14 protein-coding genes, 1 other RNA gene and 3 pseudogenes are annotated in these 16,777 nt (G+C 66.7%); 10 read left to right on the top strand and 8 right to left on the bottom strand.

Features of this window, described 5'->3' with window-relative positions:
* The first annotated feature begins 34 nt into the window (after positions 1–34).
* On the top strand, positions 35–205 hold the full coding sequence (locus FB157_RS48535; RefSeq protein WP_261386394.1) for a hypothetical protein: 171 nt from the start codon (positions 35–37) through the stop codon (positions 203–205).
* 155 nt (positions 206–360) lie between these two features.
* On the opposite strand, the gene FB157_RS49430 is transcribed toward FB157_RS48535, so the two are convergent.
* The 3 genes from FB157_RS49430 to FB157_RS48525 all read right to left on the bottom strand — a co-directional run bounded on the left by FB157_RS49430 (position 361) and on the right by FB157_RS48525 (position 2,163).
* Positions 361–819, bottom strand: coding sequence for a hypothetical protein (locus FB157_RS49430; RefSeq protein ID WP_186581623.1), 459 nt, complete (start codon positions 817–819; stop codon positions 361–363).
* 183 nt (positions 820–1,002) lie between these two features.
* Positions 1,003–1,638: a hypothetical protein gene (locus tag FB157_RS20885; protein ID WP_145881891.1), complete on the bottom strand. Its 636-nt coding sequence runs from the start codon at positions 1,636–1,638 to the stop codon at positions 1,003–1,005.
* 390 nt (positions 1,639–2,028) lie between these two features.
* Positions 2,029–2,163, bottom strand: coding sequence for a hypothetical protein (locus FB157_RS48525; protein ID WP_261386393.1), 135 nt, complete (start codon positions 2,161–2,163; stop codon positions 2,029–2,031).
* Positions 2,164–3,945: 1,782 nt separating this feature from the next.
* On the opposite strand from FB157_RS48525, the gene FB157_RS20880 reads away from it, so the two are divergent.
* The 4 genes and pseudogenes from FB157_RS20880 to FB157_RS20860 all read left to right on the top strand — a co-directional run.
* On the top strand, positions 3,946–4,314 hold the full coding sequence (locus FB157_RS20880; RefSeq protein ID WP_315903825.1) for a transposase: 369 nt from the start codon (positions 3,946–3,948) through the stop codon (positions 4,312–4,314).
* Positions 4,311–5,231, top strand: a complete 921-nt coding sequence (locus tag FB157_RS20875) for an IS3 family transposase (protein ID WP_145881887.1) — start codon at positions 4,311–4,313, stop codon at positions 5,229–5,231. The genes FB157_RS20880 and FB157_RS20875 overlap by 4 nt, the downstream gene beginning before the upstream one ends.
* Before the next feature lie 456 nt (positions 5,232–5,687).
* The gene (locus FB157_RS20865; RefSeq protein WP_145881885.1) at positions 5,688–6,386 is read left to right on the top strand and encodes a flavin reductase family protein; all 699 of its coding nucleotides are present in this window, start codon (positions 5,688–5,690) and stop codon (positions 6,384–6,386) included.
* Positions 6,387–6,424: 38 nt separating this feature from the next.
* Positions 6,425–6,619, top strand: a pseudogene (locus FB157_RS20860) (alpha/beta hydrolase); the annotation flags it as partial.
* A gap of 104 nt (positions 6,620–6,723) precedes the next feature.
* On the opposite strand, the gene FB157_RS20855 reads toward FB157_RS20860, so the two are convergent.
* The 4 genes and pseudogenes from FB157_RS20855 to FB157_RS20840 all read right to left on the bottom strand — a co-directional run bounded on the left by FB157_RS20855 (position 6,724) and on the right by FB157_RS20840 (position 10,250).
* Positions 6,724–7,257 (bottom strand): TetR-like C-terminal domain-containing protein, encoded by a 534-nt coding sequence (locus FB157_RS20855; RefSeq protein ID WP_145881883.1) that lies wholly within the window; start codon positions 7,255–7,257, stop codon positions 6,724–6,726.
* A 22-nt stretch (positions 7,258–7,279) separates the two neighbouring features.
* Positions 7,280–8,116 carry an alpha/beta fold hydrolase gene (locus tag FB157_RS20850; protein ID WP_145881880.1) on the bottom strand — a complete coding sequence of 279 codons (837 nt, stop codon included), beginning with the start codon at positions 8,114–8,116 and terminating at the stop codon, positions 7,280–7,282.
* Between the two features lie 490 nt (positions 8,117–8,606).
* Positions 8,607–8,996, bottom strand: a transfer-messenger RNA (tmRNA) gene (gene ssrA / locus FB157_RS20845).
* Positions 8,997–9,297: 301 nt separating this feature from the next.
* Positions 9,298–10,250: pseudogene (locus FB157_RS20840) on the bottom strand (IS481 family transposase).
* A gap of 1,107 nt (positions 10,251–11,357) precedes the next feature.
* On the opposite strand from FB157_RS20840, the gene FB157_RS20835 reads away from it, so the two are divergent.
* The 4 genes and pseudogenes from FB157_RS20835 to FB157_RS20820 form a co-directional block, all read left to right on the top strand.
* Positions 11,358–12,440, top strand: coding sequence for a bifunctional DNA primase/polymerase (locus tag FB157_RS20835; protein WP_398947036.1), 1,083 nt, complete (start codon positions 11,358–11,360; stop codon positions 12,438–12,440).
* Positions 12,437–13,963: a phage/plasmid primase, P4 family gene (locus tag FB157_RS20830; protein ID WP_145881877.1), complete on the top strand. Its 1,527-nt coding sequence runs from the start codon at positions 12,437–12,439 to the stop codon at positions 13,961–13,963. Before FB157_RS20835 ends, FB157_RS20830 begins: the two co-directional genes overlap by 4 nt.
* A gap of 199 nt (positions 13,964–14,162) precedes the next feature.
* Positions 14,163–14,543 carry a DUF6009 family protein gene (locus FB157_RS20825; protein ID WP_145881875.1) on the top strand — a complete coding sequence of 127 codons (381 nt, stop codon included), beginning with the start codon at positions 14,163–14,165 and terminating at the stop codon, positions 14,541–14,543.
* Positions 14,544–15,248: 705 nt separating this feature from the next.
* Positions 15,249–15,389: pseudogene (locus FB157_RS20820) on the top strand (IS5/IS1182 family transposase); the annotation flags it as partial.
* A 9-nt stretch (positions 15,390–15,398) separates the two neighbouring features.
* On the opposite strand, the gene FB157_RS49670 reads toward FB157_RS20820, so the two are convergent.
* Positions 15,399–15,983 (bottom strand): GNAT family N-acetyltransferase, encoded by a 585-nt coding sequence (locus tag FB157_RS49670; protein ID WP_398947035.1) that lies wholly within the window; start codon positions 15,981–15,983, stop codon positions 15,399–15,401.
* Between the two features lie 229 nt (positions 15,984–16,212).
* Here FB157_RS49670 and FB157_RS20810 point away from each other — a divergent pair, with 229 nt between their 5' ends.
* Positions 16,213–16,761: an RNA polymerase sigma factor gene (locus FB157_RS20810; RefSeq protein ID WP_145881871.1), complete on the top strand. Its 549-nt coding sequence runs from the start codon at positions 16,213–16,215 to the stop codon at positions 16,759–16,761.
* Positions 16,762–16,777 lie beyond the last annotated feature (16 nt).

Below are 16,777 nucleotides of genomic sequence, written 5' to 3'. Positions count from 1 at the left end.
ACGCATCTTCCAGATACTCTCCTACACTCCGGAGTTGAGGCTGGCAGAGGGGATCTGGTCGCACCTCAAGCGGCACCTGGCCGACATCGCCGCGGCCGACCTGGCCCACCTGACCCGGGTGATCAAGCGGAAACTGAAGAAGATCCAGTACCGGCCTCACCTGATCGACGGCTGCCTCCCACCGGCTGGCCTGATCATGGACTAAGACGCGACCGGATCATCGGACTCCACGAGTTCAGCCTGAGTATCCACGGGCGGGCGCCCCAACCGCGCCAGCCGGGCGTGCCGGAACTGGTACACCGCCCCGGCCTGGCGGAGAACGCCGCGTCGGGCGGCGTCGGCCAAGAAGGTGTTCACCCGCTAGGGGAGCTGACCGTGCAGCGGCAACCACAGCCGGGCGAACAGCACCCATCGTCTCCAGGCCGTGCCCGCGAGGGTCAGGGGCAGCACCGCGACCGGGCCCATGCCCACCCCCATCTGGCCGAGGAAGACCTCTCCCGTGTAGACGGCGACGCAGGTCGCCAACCAGAAGGTCATCGTGATGGTGCGGCTGCGCGCCAGGAGGTGGGCCAGGGTTCTGGCCTCGTGCTGGTTGCTGGCCGTGAAGAAGGCGTGCATGAAGAAGAGGCCGACGAAGGTGGCCGCGGCGGTGATGAGAGAGGCACGGACTCCGCCGAACAGAAGCCCGGGGATGGCTCCCAGCGGTGTATACACGCCGCAAGCCGCCACCGCACGCTCCAGGTCAACGAGTTTCGGGCGCAGCCGAAACCGGCCGAGTTCCCGCCGCTCCCTGGCGAAGAACGGATAGATCAGGCTCATCAGCGAACCCGCCGCGGCTCCGAACAGGGCCCGTCGGCCGGCCCCGCCGGCATGAACACGCCGCTGGCCCCGCCCCACAGAACTCCCAAACGATCAGGACAGCGTAGAAGATCCGCGCCTGAACGCGGAGTGGGACGGTCTCCTCAGGGCGCCACCAGGCGAGGTCGCGGGTGCCGAGGGCGTTCATGTCCGCGCCCAGGCGAGCGAGTCACTTCTCCGCCTGTTCCGCGCGGTACCGTACGGACTTCTCGCCCTGGAACTTCCGGGGCGGGCGCGTCGGGTAGCTGGCGGGTACGAAGCCGTCCAGCAGGAGGTTTCGACGGCTGGGACCTCGGACGGCCGGCCGTCCTCCAGCAGCTCCGCCGGATTCCTGCCCCCCCCCTTGGGTCCGTAGGCGCGGTGGGCCAGGGCAGCCATCAGCGGGTTGGTCAGGACACCGCGCAAGTGCCTGGCGCCCTGGTCATCCTCGCAGAGTCGCCGGAGAACGGTGCCCCACTCGACCGGTGCACGGGCCAGATAGGCGGCCACGTCCGTGGGCTCGAGCGGATGCAGACTGACGACGGCTGCCGCCCGCAGCACGCTCCCATCGACGGTGACCTCCCGGAACGCGGACTCGCGCATGGCCACGACCAGGGGACGTCCCGGCTCGCGATTCAGCTCCGCGAACGCTTCCTCCTGGAAATCCTCGTGCATCTCATCGAGCCCGTCCAGAACGGGCAGGAGCCGGCCCTGCGCCATCAGCCACTGGGCGAGGGTGCCACCGCCGGCCGACGCGGGCTGGCTCAGCTTGCTGTAGGACTCGTGCAACCACCTGACCAACCAGTCTCCCAACGATTCCCGTTCCGGGTCCCAGTTGCCGACGGCACCACGACCGGAATGACGTCATCCATCCGCCCCAGCAGCGCATGCGCCAAGCGGCGGCGAACACGCTCTTCCCACTGCCCGCCGCCCCGACGACCAGCAGCCGCCGCGACGGCACCGCGTCGTACAGCCGTAAGGGGTCGACGAGGTCGTTCAGTGCGGCGGGAGGCTCGGCCTCAGCAACCCGAGGGTCTGACACGGCCTTCCCGGAAGGCGTGATGACGTTGACCCACCGGTCGACGCCGCTCCCCTGAAGCAGGCTCCAGCGGACGACCATCGGCGCCGGATCGTCGACCGAGTTCAGGTACGTGCGCAGGTTGTTGGCGGTGAGTTCCGCGCGGAACCTTTTCACCGCCAGTGCCGCCGCCTCGTCCTGTCCTGGGCGCGGCTGGAGCGCAGGTTGATGGTCGTGTTGACGTCACGGACGTCCCCGTTGATCTCGGGGGCGCCCCTCCAGAACCAGCGGTGCCGAACGGACGTCATGACGCCGCTCCTTGGTCCCACCCAGGGCGACGTCGACACCGGCCGTCGACCTTGATGCGTACGTGCCCGGTGACATTTGCCCTGACCAGCGCGGGTCCCGGCGCTGCGGCGGCGTCCGTGCCGGAACTGGCCGCATACTGGGACGCCGCCATGCCGGACACCTCCGTCGCCGTCACCGCCCACATTGCCGCCGACGGCGACCCCCCGAGTCCCGTGACGGACAAGGGCCGCATCACGCCGGCGGCGGGGTCGGCCGCCGGAACATTAGCCCGACCACGCTCGTGACCATGGCGACAAGGCCCCAGATCACCGAGGTCACCTTCTCCGCCCGGTCCAGGCTCTGCCCTTGAAGGAAACACCACGAACAGCAGGGCGCACAGCCCGGCGAGGAACAGAGTGCCGAATACCGTCAGCTTGATGAGGCAACTCATTTCCGCATGATGCGCACCTCTGCCCCGATCCACGACTGAATGCCACAAATGCACATTTTAGAGAACGATAGTGATCGAATCTACTCAAGCAGTGACCAGGACCCCATTGAGGATCTTGGCGACCCTTGTCGATCAACGCCGATCCCATCGAGCGAACCGGTCCGTCGCCCAAAGGGGCACCCGCTCCCGCTTCCCTTGCTCCTTGGGTGTCAGTCCGCCCCCGGGCACTTACCGCATGATGACCTCCAACCGCAACAATCAAGAACCGTCACGGATTGACGGACTCTGCAAGCTCAACCTGACCAACAAGGGGGGAGTCATTTCGGACCCGAAGGCCAGGGCCCATTGAAGAGCCACGAATATGGTTTCAGGGAGCGGAGAGAGTGGTCCACCCGCCGGTCCTGGACTGCTCGCGAGGCCGCGAATCCTCATCTCCAGTGATCGCGCGGCGCAGTGCCCTCGAGACGGTCGCCGGAAGGCTTGCCGCAAGTTCAGTGCTCGGGCTTCAGTCGCTTCAGTCGCTGTAGAAGTACCCCAGGGCTCGAGGGAGGCCCAAGAAGCTCGGAGCGACTGGTGCCGCCGCCTTGAGTTCTGGGCTCGGTCGCTTCGGTCGCTGCCAACCAGACATATTGGTGGACTCAGCCTCCTGGCCACCGAATCGTCACCAAGGTCGCCACCGGTGCCCTCGCCAGTCACTGCTTGCTGATTGCGTCATCGGCTCTGCGTCGGGCACTGCTGCCTACACGCAGCCCGAGAGGCAGTAGGTCTGTGGGGTGGGATTCCCCGGTGGCGAGGATACGAGCGGGGACAGCGGCGCCGGCTTGCTGGGCGATCGGTCGCTTCAGTCGCTTTGGTCGCTTGGGGGTCCGGCGGGAGCGACTGAAGCACCAGCGACTGTGCGACTTTGAGTCGCTGCCACAAGCGTACAGAAAAGCGCAGGTCAGAGCCGGTGCCACCGTTCCTCAGCGACTGAAGCGACTGAAGTGCTCCATATATGAGCTACCTAGCGTGTGTTTGCGTGCGTCATATATAGCGAGCTTCAGTCGCTTCAGTCGCTGCAAGGATCACTACACCCCTCTTGAACTGGCATTTTCCCTGTGCATGACAGGTAGCTACTGAAGAGCCTTCAGTAGCTACCCCTCGCGCCCAGTCGCTGGCAGCCCCTGGGCAGGGCCAGGGCCTCGACACGGTTGCGAGACCGTTCCGCAGCCGCTCCACAAACAGACTCGCCATGTTCGCTAGTCTGTGTCCGTCGTTGAGTCGCTTCGGTCGCTGATAGGAGGGTCCAGATGCCTGCTGAGCTGCAGTTTCACCACAGCGACTCACATCAGCCTGTGCCTTCGTCCTCAGTCTGAGGTTCCCCCGAGATGCGGGGAGAGGTGACAGCAGGTCAGATGGGGCTCACGAGAGGAGCTCTGATGATAGGAAGTACCCGCTGGAGTTGCGTGAGCGTGCGGTGCGGATGTGCCGCGCTTCCGAGCCGAAGCCCGTGATCCGCCGCATGGCCGAGGAACTCGGCGTGCACCACGAGGCCCTGCGCAACTGGATTCGCCAGGCCGAAGCCGATGCCGGCGAGCGAGGCGACCTGCTCACCACCGCCGAGCGTGAGGAGCTTGCCGCCCTACGCAAGGAGAATGCCCAGCTCAAGCGTGCGAATGAGGTCCTGCGGACGGCCTCGGCTTTTTTCGCGGCCCAGCTCGACCCGACCCGGCCCAGGTGACGGCGCTCGTTGACGAGCACCCGCATCTGGGGGTCGAGCCCGTACTCCGGGAACTGAATATCCCCTCCTCCACCTACTACCGCTGGCGCCGGGCCGAGACCGAGCCGTGCGAACGGCGCCGTCGGGATGCCGAGCTGACGGGCAGGATCCGGCAGGTACACGACGAGTCCGGCGGGATCTACGGCTCACCCCGGGTGCACGCTGTCCTCAAGCGTGAGGGCGTCCACGTCGGCCGCAAGCGCGTCGAGCGGCTCATGCGCCAGGCCGGCCTGGCCGGGATCAGCCCTCGCCGGGGCAAGGGCTTCACTCGGCGTGACCCGAACGCCGATCTGGCCCCTGACCTCGTGCAACGCGACTTCACAGCGAACGGGCCGAACCGGCTGTGGGTCACCGGCCTGACCATGATCCCCACCGGGGAGGGGCCGCTGTGGCTGTCCGCGATCCGCGACGCGTTCTCCCGCCGGGTTGTGGCCTGGGAGACCTCCGCCCGCGCAGACGCGGACCTGGTCCTCACCTCGCTGGAGTATGCCCTGGCCAGCCGCGAAGTCGCCCCCGGCGAGCTCGTTCACCACGCCGGCCACGGCTGTCAATACACGTCCGTGAAGCTCACAACACGCCTGGTCAGGGCCGGTATTCAGGCGTCCATGGGCTCGGTCGGCGACTCATTCGACAATGCCCTGGCGGAGAACCTGTGGATAGTCATCAAGACCGAATGCATCCGCGGCCGCGTCTTCGCCACCAGGGGCGAAGCAAACCTCGCGCTCTTCGAGTACATCGACGGCTTCTACAACCCCCGCCGCATCCAGAAACGGCTCGGCTACCTCAGCCCGATCGAGTACGAGGAGAAGCACTACGCCGACCAGGCAGCGACCGAACAAGTGAACCTGAAACCACGTCAACCCGCTCTGACCAGCTAGTCAGCCACTCCCGCACTGCGGGGGAACCTCAAACGGTGGCGTCTGGCGGAGCGAGGCCGTCTCCAGCCAGCCACCGTTCCAGCGCCACGGAGGCAGAGCGATGGCAGGGAACCATCGGGCCGAGCCCGTCCGGGAGAGCGACGGCGAGCGGGTCGGTGCGCGTGCCGTCCTCGGTGCGGTGGTAACGCAGCAGCGCGCTCCGCTCATTTCAGAGTACGAAGTTCATCGGACAAGCCGAGATGGTCGCGGAGTGCCTGTCGGCCGAGGGGTGTGCTGTCCAAGCCCGGCCGCCACGCAGGGCCAGACGAAAGCCTGCCCACGTACCATCAGCCAGAAGCGTCGCCAGGGCAGCCAGGTTCCGGACCGGCTACATGCGTGCGCTGCATGTCCATGCGGTCCATCGTCCCTGTGACACTTCGGCCCTGGCCGAAATATCCGGACTCTAGGCTTCCCACCATGAACACGGCATCTCCCAGCATCCTGCCCGTGCAGACAGGCGCCACCACCCACCTGGAGATCGAGCCGAGCATCCTGTACTTCGGGACACCAGTGGTGCTCCTATCGACACAGAATCAGGACGGCACGTTCAACCTTGCCCCGATATCATCCGCATGGGCCCTCGGGAAGACGGTTGTGATCGGACTGGGCCGTGAGGGGCAGACCGCGTACAACCTCGGCAGCCACCCCGACCTGGTCATCAGCCTGCCAGCCCCCGCCCAGTGGCCGGCTGTAGAACGGCTGGCGCCACTGACCGGACGGAATCCGGTGCCCTCCAGCAAGCCCAAGGACTGCCGCTTCGAGCCGGACAAATTCGCCGCCGCAGGCCTGACCAGCGAGCCCTCCCACTTGGTCCGGCCGCCTCGCGTCGCCGGATGCCCGATCCAATTGGAGGCCCGTGCCGAGCGGGTGCAGCCGGACGTCTCCTGGAACTTCGTCATCGTCGAGGCCGTCGTGTGCAAGGTACACGCCGACTCCCGCATCGTCGTTCCGGGCACCGACCACATCGACCCCGCCTCCTGGAGCCCCCTCATATACAACTTCCGCCACTACTTCGGACTCGGCCCGGAACTCGGCCACTCCTACCGCACCCAGACACCCTGCAACTTCGAGGCGCCTGCCGCAGAGCCTGCACTCGCCGACCTAGCGCCCAACTGAGATAAGGCGGCCTGGCCATAGCCGGCGGCAACCCGGCCCTGACGGTGCCAACGATGGCGCTGGGCGCCCGGCCCGTCGGTCCTGCGCTGGAACGCCAACTCCGCCCGGTCACCGACCATCTCACCGGACACGTCATCGAAGACTGCGGCCACATCATCCCGCTGCACCGGCCGCACGCCCTGCTCACGCTGCTGCATCCGTTCCTGGCCAGTGAGGACGCGAAAGCAGCGTGACCGGGACGTGGCTGACATTCGATATATGCCCTAGTGGCGTACAGGGAGTGCCGCTGAGGTTGACCACGGTCGGCTGGCACACCAGCGGGGGGCACCGCAGCAGTTCACTCAGCGCGCAGGCCGCGGTCCGCGAAGGCGATCAGCCAGTCGAAGCTCTTGTCGATGTCGGCGCTCCGCTGGAAGGCGTTGGCCGCCTGCAACGTGACGAAGCCGTGGCACAGGCTGCGGAGCGTGCGCAGGGCGTGGTCTACGTCGGACTCTGCGATCTCGTAGCCGTTCAGAACCACCGTGAACGAGTCGAGCAGCCGCTGGCCCGCGATGGCGAGCGGATCGTCCGGGCCGGATGGTTCCACGCCGATCGTCGCGGCGTACCGGCCGGGGTGCTGAATGACGAAGGCGCGCAGGGCGCGCGCCGCGAGCTCAAGGGCGTCGCCGCCCGCGTATCCCTGTACCGCACCGCAGACGGCGTCGGCGGCCTCGTTCAACGCCAGGGCCGCGATGCGCCGGTTGAGGTCTTCCTGGCCACCCACGTGCTTGTAAAGGGACGGGCTGCGCACGCCCACCCGCTCGGCCAGCAAACCCATCGTCATGTGGGCAAGGCCCACCTCGTCGGCCAGGGCGGCAGCTGCTGCGACCACGGCCGCTGGGTCCAGGCCGACTCTAGGCATGATCGGCCTCCGACCGGAGGAAGGCGAGCATGAGCGAAACAACCTTTTCGGGGAACTGGTCGTGCGGATAGTGCCCGGCGCCCTCGATCACCCCAAGGTGGCCGAGGCCGGACGGCAGGGCATCGACGATCGCCGAACCCTCGGCGTGCGGGTCGGCCCAGTCGGGGTCATGCGTGCCCATCACAACCAGGACCGGGCAGCGGACGCCCGTGAGATGCGCACCGGCGTCGGTCGGTGCGCTGCGGCCCATCCCTTGCAGGGCCTTCATCCGGCCCGGCTCGCGCAGCAGGGCGTCGATGCGGCCGAGCCTCTCGGCCCAGTCGGCCGGCTTCACGCCGGGGTAAGCCACGTCGAGGTACGAGCGCCAGAGCGGCACGCTGCCGAACGCACCCGCGCCGAGCAGCCGTAGCATGCCTCGCCGGAAGCGCTGGACCCGCAGGTCGCCGAGGCGGATCGACTGCTTGCGGGTGAATGGCGCCAGCTCGATAATCGCGTTGATCAGTGAGGGCTCCTGAGCTGCCGCGATGGTGGCGGCGCCGCCGGAGATGGAGTGGCCGACGAGCACGGCTGGGCCGCCCAGGTGGCGGATCACGGTGAGCAGATCGCCGGCGATGGCGGTACGGCTCCAGGCCGGCCAGCCGACGCTGGACTCGCCGCAACCACGCAGATCGACCGCTGCGACCCGATAGCCCGCCGCCACCAGCGGGGGGATCACGGCACGATAGGCGGCACGGCTATCGCCCATGCCGTGCGCGAGAACGATCAGCGGGCCGGACCCCGCCACCTCGTAGGCGATAGTGCCGCCATCAACGGCAAGGTATTCGGTCATGACGACTCCAGCCTGGCTAACTTTGTTAGCCGGAAGCTAACGCCGATAGCCAAACCTGTCAATGCGGCCGCTGTCACGGCTCCCGATACCGGCTCCAGGCCAGTGCCCCAACCACCGCGGCGATCACCCCTCGACGGCTCGGCTGACCCTGCACGCGACATCATCCAGAACCGGGATGTTGCGCCTGCTCCTAGCGAAGACGAAGAGGGTCGCCAGAATGACTGAGAAATGCGACTCGCCACTGACCGGTCCCCCGCGATCGAGGGACTTTCCCAACGGGCGTGGCCCTGACAATGCCAGCAGGACATCGAAGCGCTCATCCAGCGCTTGCCTGGCCGAGAGAAGGCGCGCCTTGGGGCGCCTCCCTGACAAGACGTGCCCGTGGGGGCGCCCTGTGTGCGATGAAGCGTGAGTTCAGATGCGCCTGTCGCCGGGAAGTAGAACGCGGGCCAGACTGTGGGAATCGCCAGAAAACCACAGTCCGGCCCGCACGTGGAGGCGCCGGGAATCGAACCCGGGTCCTGCAGGGCTTTGCCAGTTCTTCTCCGTGCGCAGTCCGCGTGCTGTTTTTCTCGGCCTCCGGCGGTCGTGCGGACCCGCTGCCGGTCGGCCCAGCTGCTGTGGAGTGTCCTTCCGGGCCCCGCAGCCGGGTCCGGAAGTGGATCCTCCTCGCTGATGCCAGATCCCGGGCCGGAGGCTTCCCGGGCTGACAGTGCTCACACCACCCGGCTGCTCTCAGGCAGCAAGGCTGTAGGTGTCACGCACGGCCGGCTCATTGTCGGCATTCATCGTTTACGGTGCTCAGATTCACGAGGCCGTCACCGCATCCCTCGGCACGCTTCTCCAGGCTCCACACAAGCAGTCGAAACCGATCGCCCCCCTCACGGACGGACACCCTGCCCACCCGTAAAGACACAACGGCCCAGCCAGCGCCCCGGGTTCACCGAAGACCACAGCAAAATTGAGATTCCGGTAGAACAGCCCGGCCCCACCCCGCCCGGGCTGGGCTGGGACTCGCAGACACCGATGAGCCTGGTGGGGACCCGTGGTGCTGCAGCACGGCGAGCAACTGCCCTGTCGTCATGTGCCGCCTCATGCCCTGGCGTTGCATCGTGGGGATGGCTTGTCGTTCCTGTTCACTCCATCACGCGCTCGTCCACGCGGCTGGGTATGCCGGCGCTCTAGGTGTGCTGTTCGGACAGGTTGGTGACGCGGCTGGCTGGTGTGTGGCCGTCGATGCCGGTGGGGGGTCGGTGGTAGTTGTACCAGTCCAGCCAGTCGGGGAATGCTGCCTGGCGCTCGGTGTCTGAGGTGCAGGGCCGGTGGTAGGCCCATTCGTCGAGCAGGGTGCGGTGGAAGCGTTCGACCTTGCCGTTGGTCTGAGGCCGCCAGGGCCGTGTCCAGCGAGGGCTGATGCCCAGCTCACGGCTCGTGTCCCGCCAGGTGTTCTTGCTGTAGGCCCAGGCGTTGTCGGTCAGGACACGTTCGACGGCGATGCCCTGGGCGGCGAACCAGGCGGTGGCCCGCTGGAGGAACGCAGCGCATGTCGGGGCGGTCTCGTCGGGGAGGTCTTCGGTGTAGGCCAGGCGGGAGGGGTCGTCCAGCGCGGTGTGCAGGTAGGCGTAGCCGGTTCCCGTGCGGGGGCGTCGGCCTTCGGCACGGCCCCCGGTGCGGTGCCCGCCGCCGTCGGGGATACGGCCGAGCTTCTTGACGTCGATGTGGACCAGTTCGCCGGGCCGGGGGCGTTCGTAGCGGCGGACTGGTTCACCGGTGGCACGGTCGCAGGCGGCCAGGACGGGCAGCTGGTGTCGGACCAGGATGCGATGGGCGGTGGACGCGGCGACGTTGCAGCGGGCTGCCAGGCGGACTGGTCCGATCTGGTGTTCGCGGCGCAGACGGGCGACGTGCGCCTCGATCGCGGGCGGGGTGCGGCGTGGCTGGTGGTGCGGGCGGCTGGAACGGTCGTGCATGCCCTCGGCGCCCGACAGCCGGTATCGGCCGGCCCAGCGTGCGGCGGCGGTGTGGCTGACCTGGAAGCGTTCCGCGGCCGACGCAGCGGCCAGCCGTCGTCCACGACACACCAGGCCAGACGCAGCCTGCCGGTCGGCGTCAGCGGGGCATTACGGTGGGACATGAGGGCCTCCTGCGGTCAGGCGTAGATGTCGCAATCCACACCGAACCCAGAAGGCCCTCACTCGTTCAAGCACCCAGCCCGCGTGTCACCAACGTCCCGGGACAGCACACCTAGGGGCAGTGAGCCGCGCTCGGCAGACACGGTAGAGGCTGGAGGACAGGTCGTACTCGCGGAAGAAAGACCTCGCTGGGAGAGGCAAGGGCCACTTTTGTAGGGTGCCAGCCGATCAGCGTCGTTGGCTGGCACCCACCCAAAACGCCGTGGCTCTGGTGAGGCCAGCCGGCGGGGGGAGTCGTGCTCCCCGAAGTACTGCTTGGCAAGCCCTCATGAGGAAGAAACCCATTGGGGTCCCTAGGGCGAGGTAGTTGCATGGAGCCCCGACGCGGGCCTCGACCAGCTGCCCCGCCGGACTGGGGGACCGGAGATCCTGAGGAGACGAGGCGAGGAGAACCAGGGTTCAGGGACTATTCCAGCCCTTGCAGTCTGCGATTGGGTCCCTGCTTGTTTCCGCAGGTCAGGGTACATGCCCTCCCTTGGGCAGGGACTGTAGGGACTCAAAATCCTAATTATGAAGCCGCTAGAAGACTCTAGGTACGTATCCGCGGGCGCGTGAGACAACATCACTGAGTGCAGCTCATAATTGGGAAGTTCGGTCCCTACAGTCCCTGGGTTACGCTGCAATGGGGTCCTGACCTGCGGTTTTATGTGAGGGACCGAAGAACGGTCCGATCCCTGCAACGGGGGGCATCCCCAGTCCCTAGTCCCTATCCGGTAGGTAGTCACTGGGTGGGAAGTGCTCCCGAGTCCTAGGGTCTGATGTGTCGGAGGCCAGCCAACACTCACCGCTGGCAGGCATACGCACCTTCTGTCCGTTTTTTGCTGGAAGTCGTGTGGCTGCAAGGCCCTGTGCAGTGAAGGGACTCAAGGGACTGAGGAACGGAAAAGTGCGGCACGCTGCTCGAGATACCGGACAACCCCAGCGCTGGGGCCTAGAATCCCTAGCTGAAGTAGAGTCCCTTCGGTCCCTGAGTCGACGTCATCGCCCTGATGAACTGGCCCTCTCCGCAGGGACCGATCGAAGAAGACCGAGCAACGAGGACGATTCGAGTGCCGCGCCCTGGTGAGATCCCTACGCCTGCCGCCCATGGCAAGACAGGATCGCCACGCGCCGTCGCCCGCTGGTGTGCTGCGCAAGGCTGGCCAGTCCACCCACTCGCCCCGGGACGCAAGACACCGGCCTCAAACTGCCCTGAATGCAGGGACCGGCACCACGATCCGAAGACCTGCACCTGCCTCTCAGAAGGCAAGCCGTGCCACGGCTTCCACGCAGCAACCACCAATCCCCACTACATCGACGCCTGGTGGGAGGCACAGCCATCCGCCGGAGTGGGTGTCGCCTGCGGTCCGGCCCATTTGGTCGTCATCGACATCGACGCCCACCCGGCCGCGGTCCCTGACCGAGCACGGCTTCTGCCCGGCATCCCGATCCCAGCGGCAGTGAACCTGACCGGACTTGCGTCAGGATTCGACACACTCGCCCTGCTCGCCGCATACCGCCGGCAACCCGACCCGGCCATGGACGATAAAACCCTCCGTGTCCGCACCCCCTCCGGCGGTCTTCACGTCTGGTACCACAACCCGCGCCCCGACATAAGACTGCGCTGTTCCACCGGTTCCAGCACCAAGGTCGCGCTTGCCTGGCAGGTCGATGTACGAGCCGACGGCGGCTACATCATCGCCCCGGGCACGCGCACCGGCGACGGGGTCTATCAGGCACAAGGAACCACCCGGGTACCCGCACCTCTGCCACAGTGGCTGAACGACGAACTCGTCCGCACCGGACACCTCATCGGGCCTCCGCGCCCACGTCCAGCCATGGCGATACCCCGTACCCGCCGCAGCATCAAACCCGCCATCGCGCACCGATTGCTCGGCCCGCTCCTTGAGGATGTCGCCGCGTGCGCGGGCGCCCCCGAAGGCACCGGGTTCACGGAGAAGCTCAACCGCGCTGCTTACACCGCCGGAGGCCTCGCCGCGGCCGGTCACATTGACGAAACAGTCGTCCGTGAGGACCTTTGCCAGACAGCCCACCGGGCACGCCCCTGGCAGACTGCACGCAACGAGAAGATCATCGACGCCGGCCTAGCTGCAGGATCCACCCGCCCGTTCCACGTTGAAGGACGTTCATGAGCAGCGCCGAAATGCCGCGTTTCGATGCACAGGCCGCTGCCCAGCAAATGCTCGACCTCGAGGCGGCCACCCAGCCCGCCGCGCTGCTCCCCACACAGGCCACAGTCGTCCTGCCCGCCGGCGGGGGAGTGGCAGCCGGACTGCTTCCCCCGTCCCTGTCCGACCGCGGCAACGCACGGCTGTTCGTCCAGCAGTACCGCGACCAGTTCCGGCACGCAGAGGGTCTGGGCTGGTTCGTGTGGGACGGCTACCGCTGGAAGCGCACCGGCGGGGAAAAGGCAGCCCTGTGGGCAGCCGGTGAGATGGCAGAGGACATGCCCCTCACCGACCCGCGCGGCATCTTCTCCGATCGCGACCTTGCCCACCATAAGCGCAAGACCCTCTCGACCACCGGTATGCAGGCCCTGCTCACTCAGGCCAAGGCCTCCCCGGACCTGTCCGTCGACCCCGACGTGCTCGACGGCGACCCGTACGCGCTGTGCACCCCAGCCGGCGTCGTCGCCTTGGCCACCGGACAGCTCCGCAAGCCCGACCCGACGCGCGACTTCCACTCCCGGGCCACCAGCGTCGCCCCGCAGCCCATGCCCACCCCGCGGTGGGACCGCTTCCTGGCGGACACCTTCGGCGACGACGCCGAAGGCCGGGAAATGATCGACTTCCTGCACCTGCTGCTCGGCTACTCCATCACCGGCGACGTCGGCGCGCAGGTCCTGCCCTTCCTCCACGGCGAAGGCAAGAACGGCAAAAGCGTCCTGCTCGACACCATGATCCAGATCCTGGGTGACTACGCGGACGCCGCCCCTCCCGGCTTCCTCATGGACCGCGGCGCCTACGCGGAGCACTCCACCGAACTGACCGAACTCCACGGCCGCCGCCTGGTGGTGTGCAGCGAGCTGAAACCAAACGACAAATTCGACGAGGCCCGCGTCCGTCTCCTCACCGGCGGCGACAAGATCAAAGCCCGCCGGATGAGGCAGGACTATTTCTCCTTCACCCCCACCCACCACCTGTGGCTACTCGGCAACCACCGCCCAGAGGTCTCCACCGGAGGATTCGCGTTCTGGCGCCGAATCCGCCTGGTTCCCTTCACCCGAACCGTCGCCGCCGAACGCCGCATCGACAACCTCGCCTTCGAACTCGTCCGCGACGAAGGCCCCGGCATCCTGCAGTGGCTCCTCGAGGGAGCCCGCCGCTACCTCACCACCCGCGACCCCCTCGAAGGCCCCGACCGCGTCCGCATCGCCACCAGCGCCTACGCCACCACCGAAGACCACATCGGCCGCTTCCTCACCGAATGCTGCACCCAGGACGCCGACGCCGGCGCGGAATACCGTGTGGAGCAGGGCCTGCTGTATGCGGAATACACCTCCTGGTGCAACTCCGGCGAAGGCATCCGCCCCGCTACAGCCCGCGTCTTCGCGACTCGGGTGCGTCAGGAAGTCGGCCTCAGCTCACCTTCCGAGATGATCAAATCAAACGGCCGAAAGTACTACCCCGGTCTCGCCCTGTTGGTGACCGAATGACCCGCCATCTCCACCCCGAGACCACCCCCAGGGCCCTACGCCCCAGCCCGTACCCGAACTACGATGAAAGCGCGGCCTCCCATCAGGCGGCCCCCGCACTCCGCTCCACCGCCACCCGGCGCGCCGAGCACCGCACCACACTGACGCACGCGGCCACCCCCCGAACGGGGAGTCGGCCGACGAGGAAGGGGCTGCAGCCATGAGCTCGCTGTTGGACGCAAGCGAGATCACCTACGAGGAACAGGTGGTGTGGCTGGAAGACCTCGGCACCCTCGACTATGTCCGTCAGGCCTTGGACAAGACCCCCCGCCGCAACACCAAACCGCGCTACGCGCGCGACGGCCGCATGATCGGCTACGCCGTCCTGGACGATGACGCCGAACCCGACCCCGACAGCGGCCTGTACCGGCGACGTGTGTTCTTCCTTCTGCCACACGACCGTGACAGCCAACCGCACGGACCTTACGCCGTGGGTGCGCCCGGTGAAGCCATCGACCCCCGCACTATCGAGCCGAGAAACCCCGGAGCGAAGACCGACCGTTCCCAGGGACGGACGGCCATAGCATCCGCGACTCCATAGGACGTCAGATTGCCCCGCCGACACTGATCTTTGCGGGGGCGGCAGCTGTTGCAGGGCGGCTTGTGCGGTGAGTGGTCCTCTGCGCCTTCGAGTGCTGATTCCGCGGGCCCCAGAGACGCCAAGAGGGACTGAAGGGACCGAACTTCGGATTTCATCCGGCCAGTGCCCGACCTTGACAGACGGACGGACAGTTATCCCACTCCAGACGCTGGAGAGCTCCTGGCTTTGTGGCATGCCTCAGCATCAGGTCACGCGCCCGTCCTGGCCGCCTTCTGCGGAGCCACCATGCGGCAGAGTGCCGCGGCAGGGACTGTAGGGACTGGAAGCCGGATTATGACGCCAAGTGTCAGGGGAAGCTGGACCTCATACGGAGATTCGGTCCCTACAGTCCCTGCCACCAACAGGAAGGCATTCTGACCTGCAGGTTTCCTTGACCCGCTGCAGAAGTGCCATCACCTGTCCCAGTCCCTCATGACTCAACTCACCGCGACCAGTGACCGAACGGGGCTTTGAACTGGCCCGCATCGCAAGAGGCCGCTGCCACCTGGTCCCTCGGCCCGCTTCTCCTGGAACCACACTTGCAGTCGAAACCGTTCGCCCCCCTCCGCAGGTGGCCACGTTGCCCACCTAAAGAGATCACGGATGGCGAGGCGAGCCGGGTTCAACACGGCAACAACAATCTTTCGGTGTCAGCAGACACTCCCGGTCGTAGAGCGCGCGCTCGCCTGGCTCCACCAGTTCAAGCGGAGGCGCATCCGCTACGAGCGACGCGCCGACCTCCATCGAGGTCTCCTGGAACTCGCCTGCAGCAACATTTGTCTCCGAAGACTGCGAGGATCCGGCTGAGACGACTGATCAGGACAGTTGCCGGTCGCTGAATGTGAGCCGTCTTTGGCCGGCAGCGGGTCCGGAGGACTCGATCTCCTCGCGGATGAGGATCATCCCGGCCCGCTCTGCGACCCGGCGTGATGCGGAGTTCTCTGAGAGGATTCGGGCCACCACGGGGCGACTGGGTGCCACGGTACGGGCGCAAGCGAGGGCCTCTCTGACGACCTCCCCGGCAAGGCCATGGCCCCATGCGTCCGGCGTGAGCCTATATCCGAGATTCCACAGATCTCCTTCGACGGCTGAGACCCCGCCGGTGCCGACGACATCGCCAGGCCGGAGAGGAGACCCGGGAAGCTGTGCTCTGAGTACCAGAGACCAGTAGCCCAGACCATGGTCTCGCCAGCTCGATTCGGCCTTGGCGATCATCTCGGCGGTCGCTTCAGCAGTGGTGTGTCGCCCCTGAGGCAGGTGGATCCACGTCGCAGGATCGCCGTAGACGGCATGCACAGGAGCCAAGTGCTCCATGGCAAGGGCATGCAAGTCCAGGCGTCCCGTCTGGTGCTGCCGAAAAGACCCTCGATCGGTCCAATGGCCATCCACCCCTGCTCGCATCCCGTACCCCTCAAACATACGTAATACCTGAATTGCCAGAGTGAGTATTACACAGGTGGCGGCGACAGCAGAGAGGCGGCGGGCGATGCATAACTGCTGGGCCCGCTTCACTGCACCTCCCGGCCGGTGACCCGCCCCGCCCGGTAACACTTCCGAGTCAGCTGTAACACCTGGCGCCCTACGGCCCATTACCTGTCGACAGCAACCCTGAACAACGGAGGTGCATGCGGTGGCCGAGGAAGCAGAGCGCTTCACGGCGCTGTACGACGCCTGTCGACAGCACGTATGGGCTTACGCCGTCAGCCGCGCGGGTCGGCAGGTCGCCGATGAGGTCGTCAGTGAAACCTTTGTCATCGCTTGGCGCAGGTTTGCCGACATTCCCGAGCCCCCGCTGCCGTGGCTGCTCGGCGTGGCCCGCAACGCGCTGCGTGACAGTGCCCGAGCCCAGGCTCGGCGAGAGGCCCTGACGGCTGAGGTGCAGGGTTGGAACGAGTCACCCGAGGAGGACTTTGCGGATGAGGTGGCCGATCGCAATCTCATTCTGCGAGCTCTGGCCTCACTCGGTGAGGGCGACCGAGAGGCGCTCGTCCTCACCGCCTGGCACGGACTGCACGCTCACGAGGCCGCCAAGGTCGTCGGTTGCTCCGCGACCACGATGCGAGTCCGGCTCCACCGGGCGCGCAAACGACTCGCGCAGGCGCTCGACCTCGATCGACAAGCGCCTCCCGTAGCCACTTTTGTGCCTGTTGCCGTAAAGGCCGTAGGAGAGGAAGCATGATGGACAGGGATGTAAT

Origin of the sequence: Streptomyces sp. BK340 (assembly GCF_007827595.1) — a bacterium.
Lineage (GTDB): Bacteria > Actinomycetota > Actinomycetes > Streptomycetales > Streptomycetaceae > Streptomyces.
The sequence above is the reverse complement of the archived record's forward strand: the minus strand, read 5'-3'. Positions and strand labels throughout refer to the sequence as shown.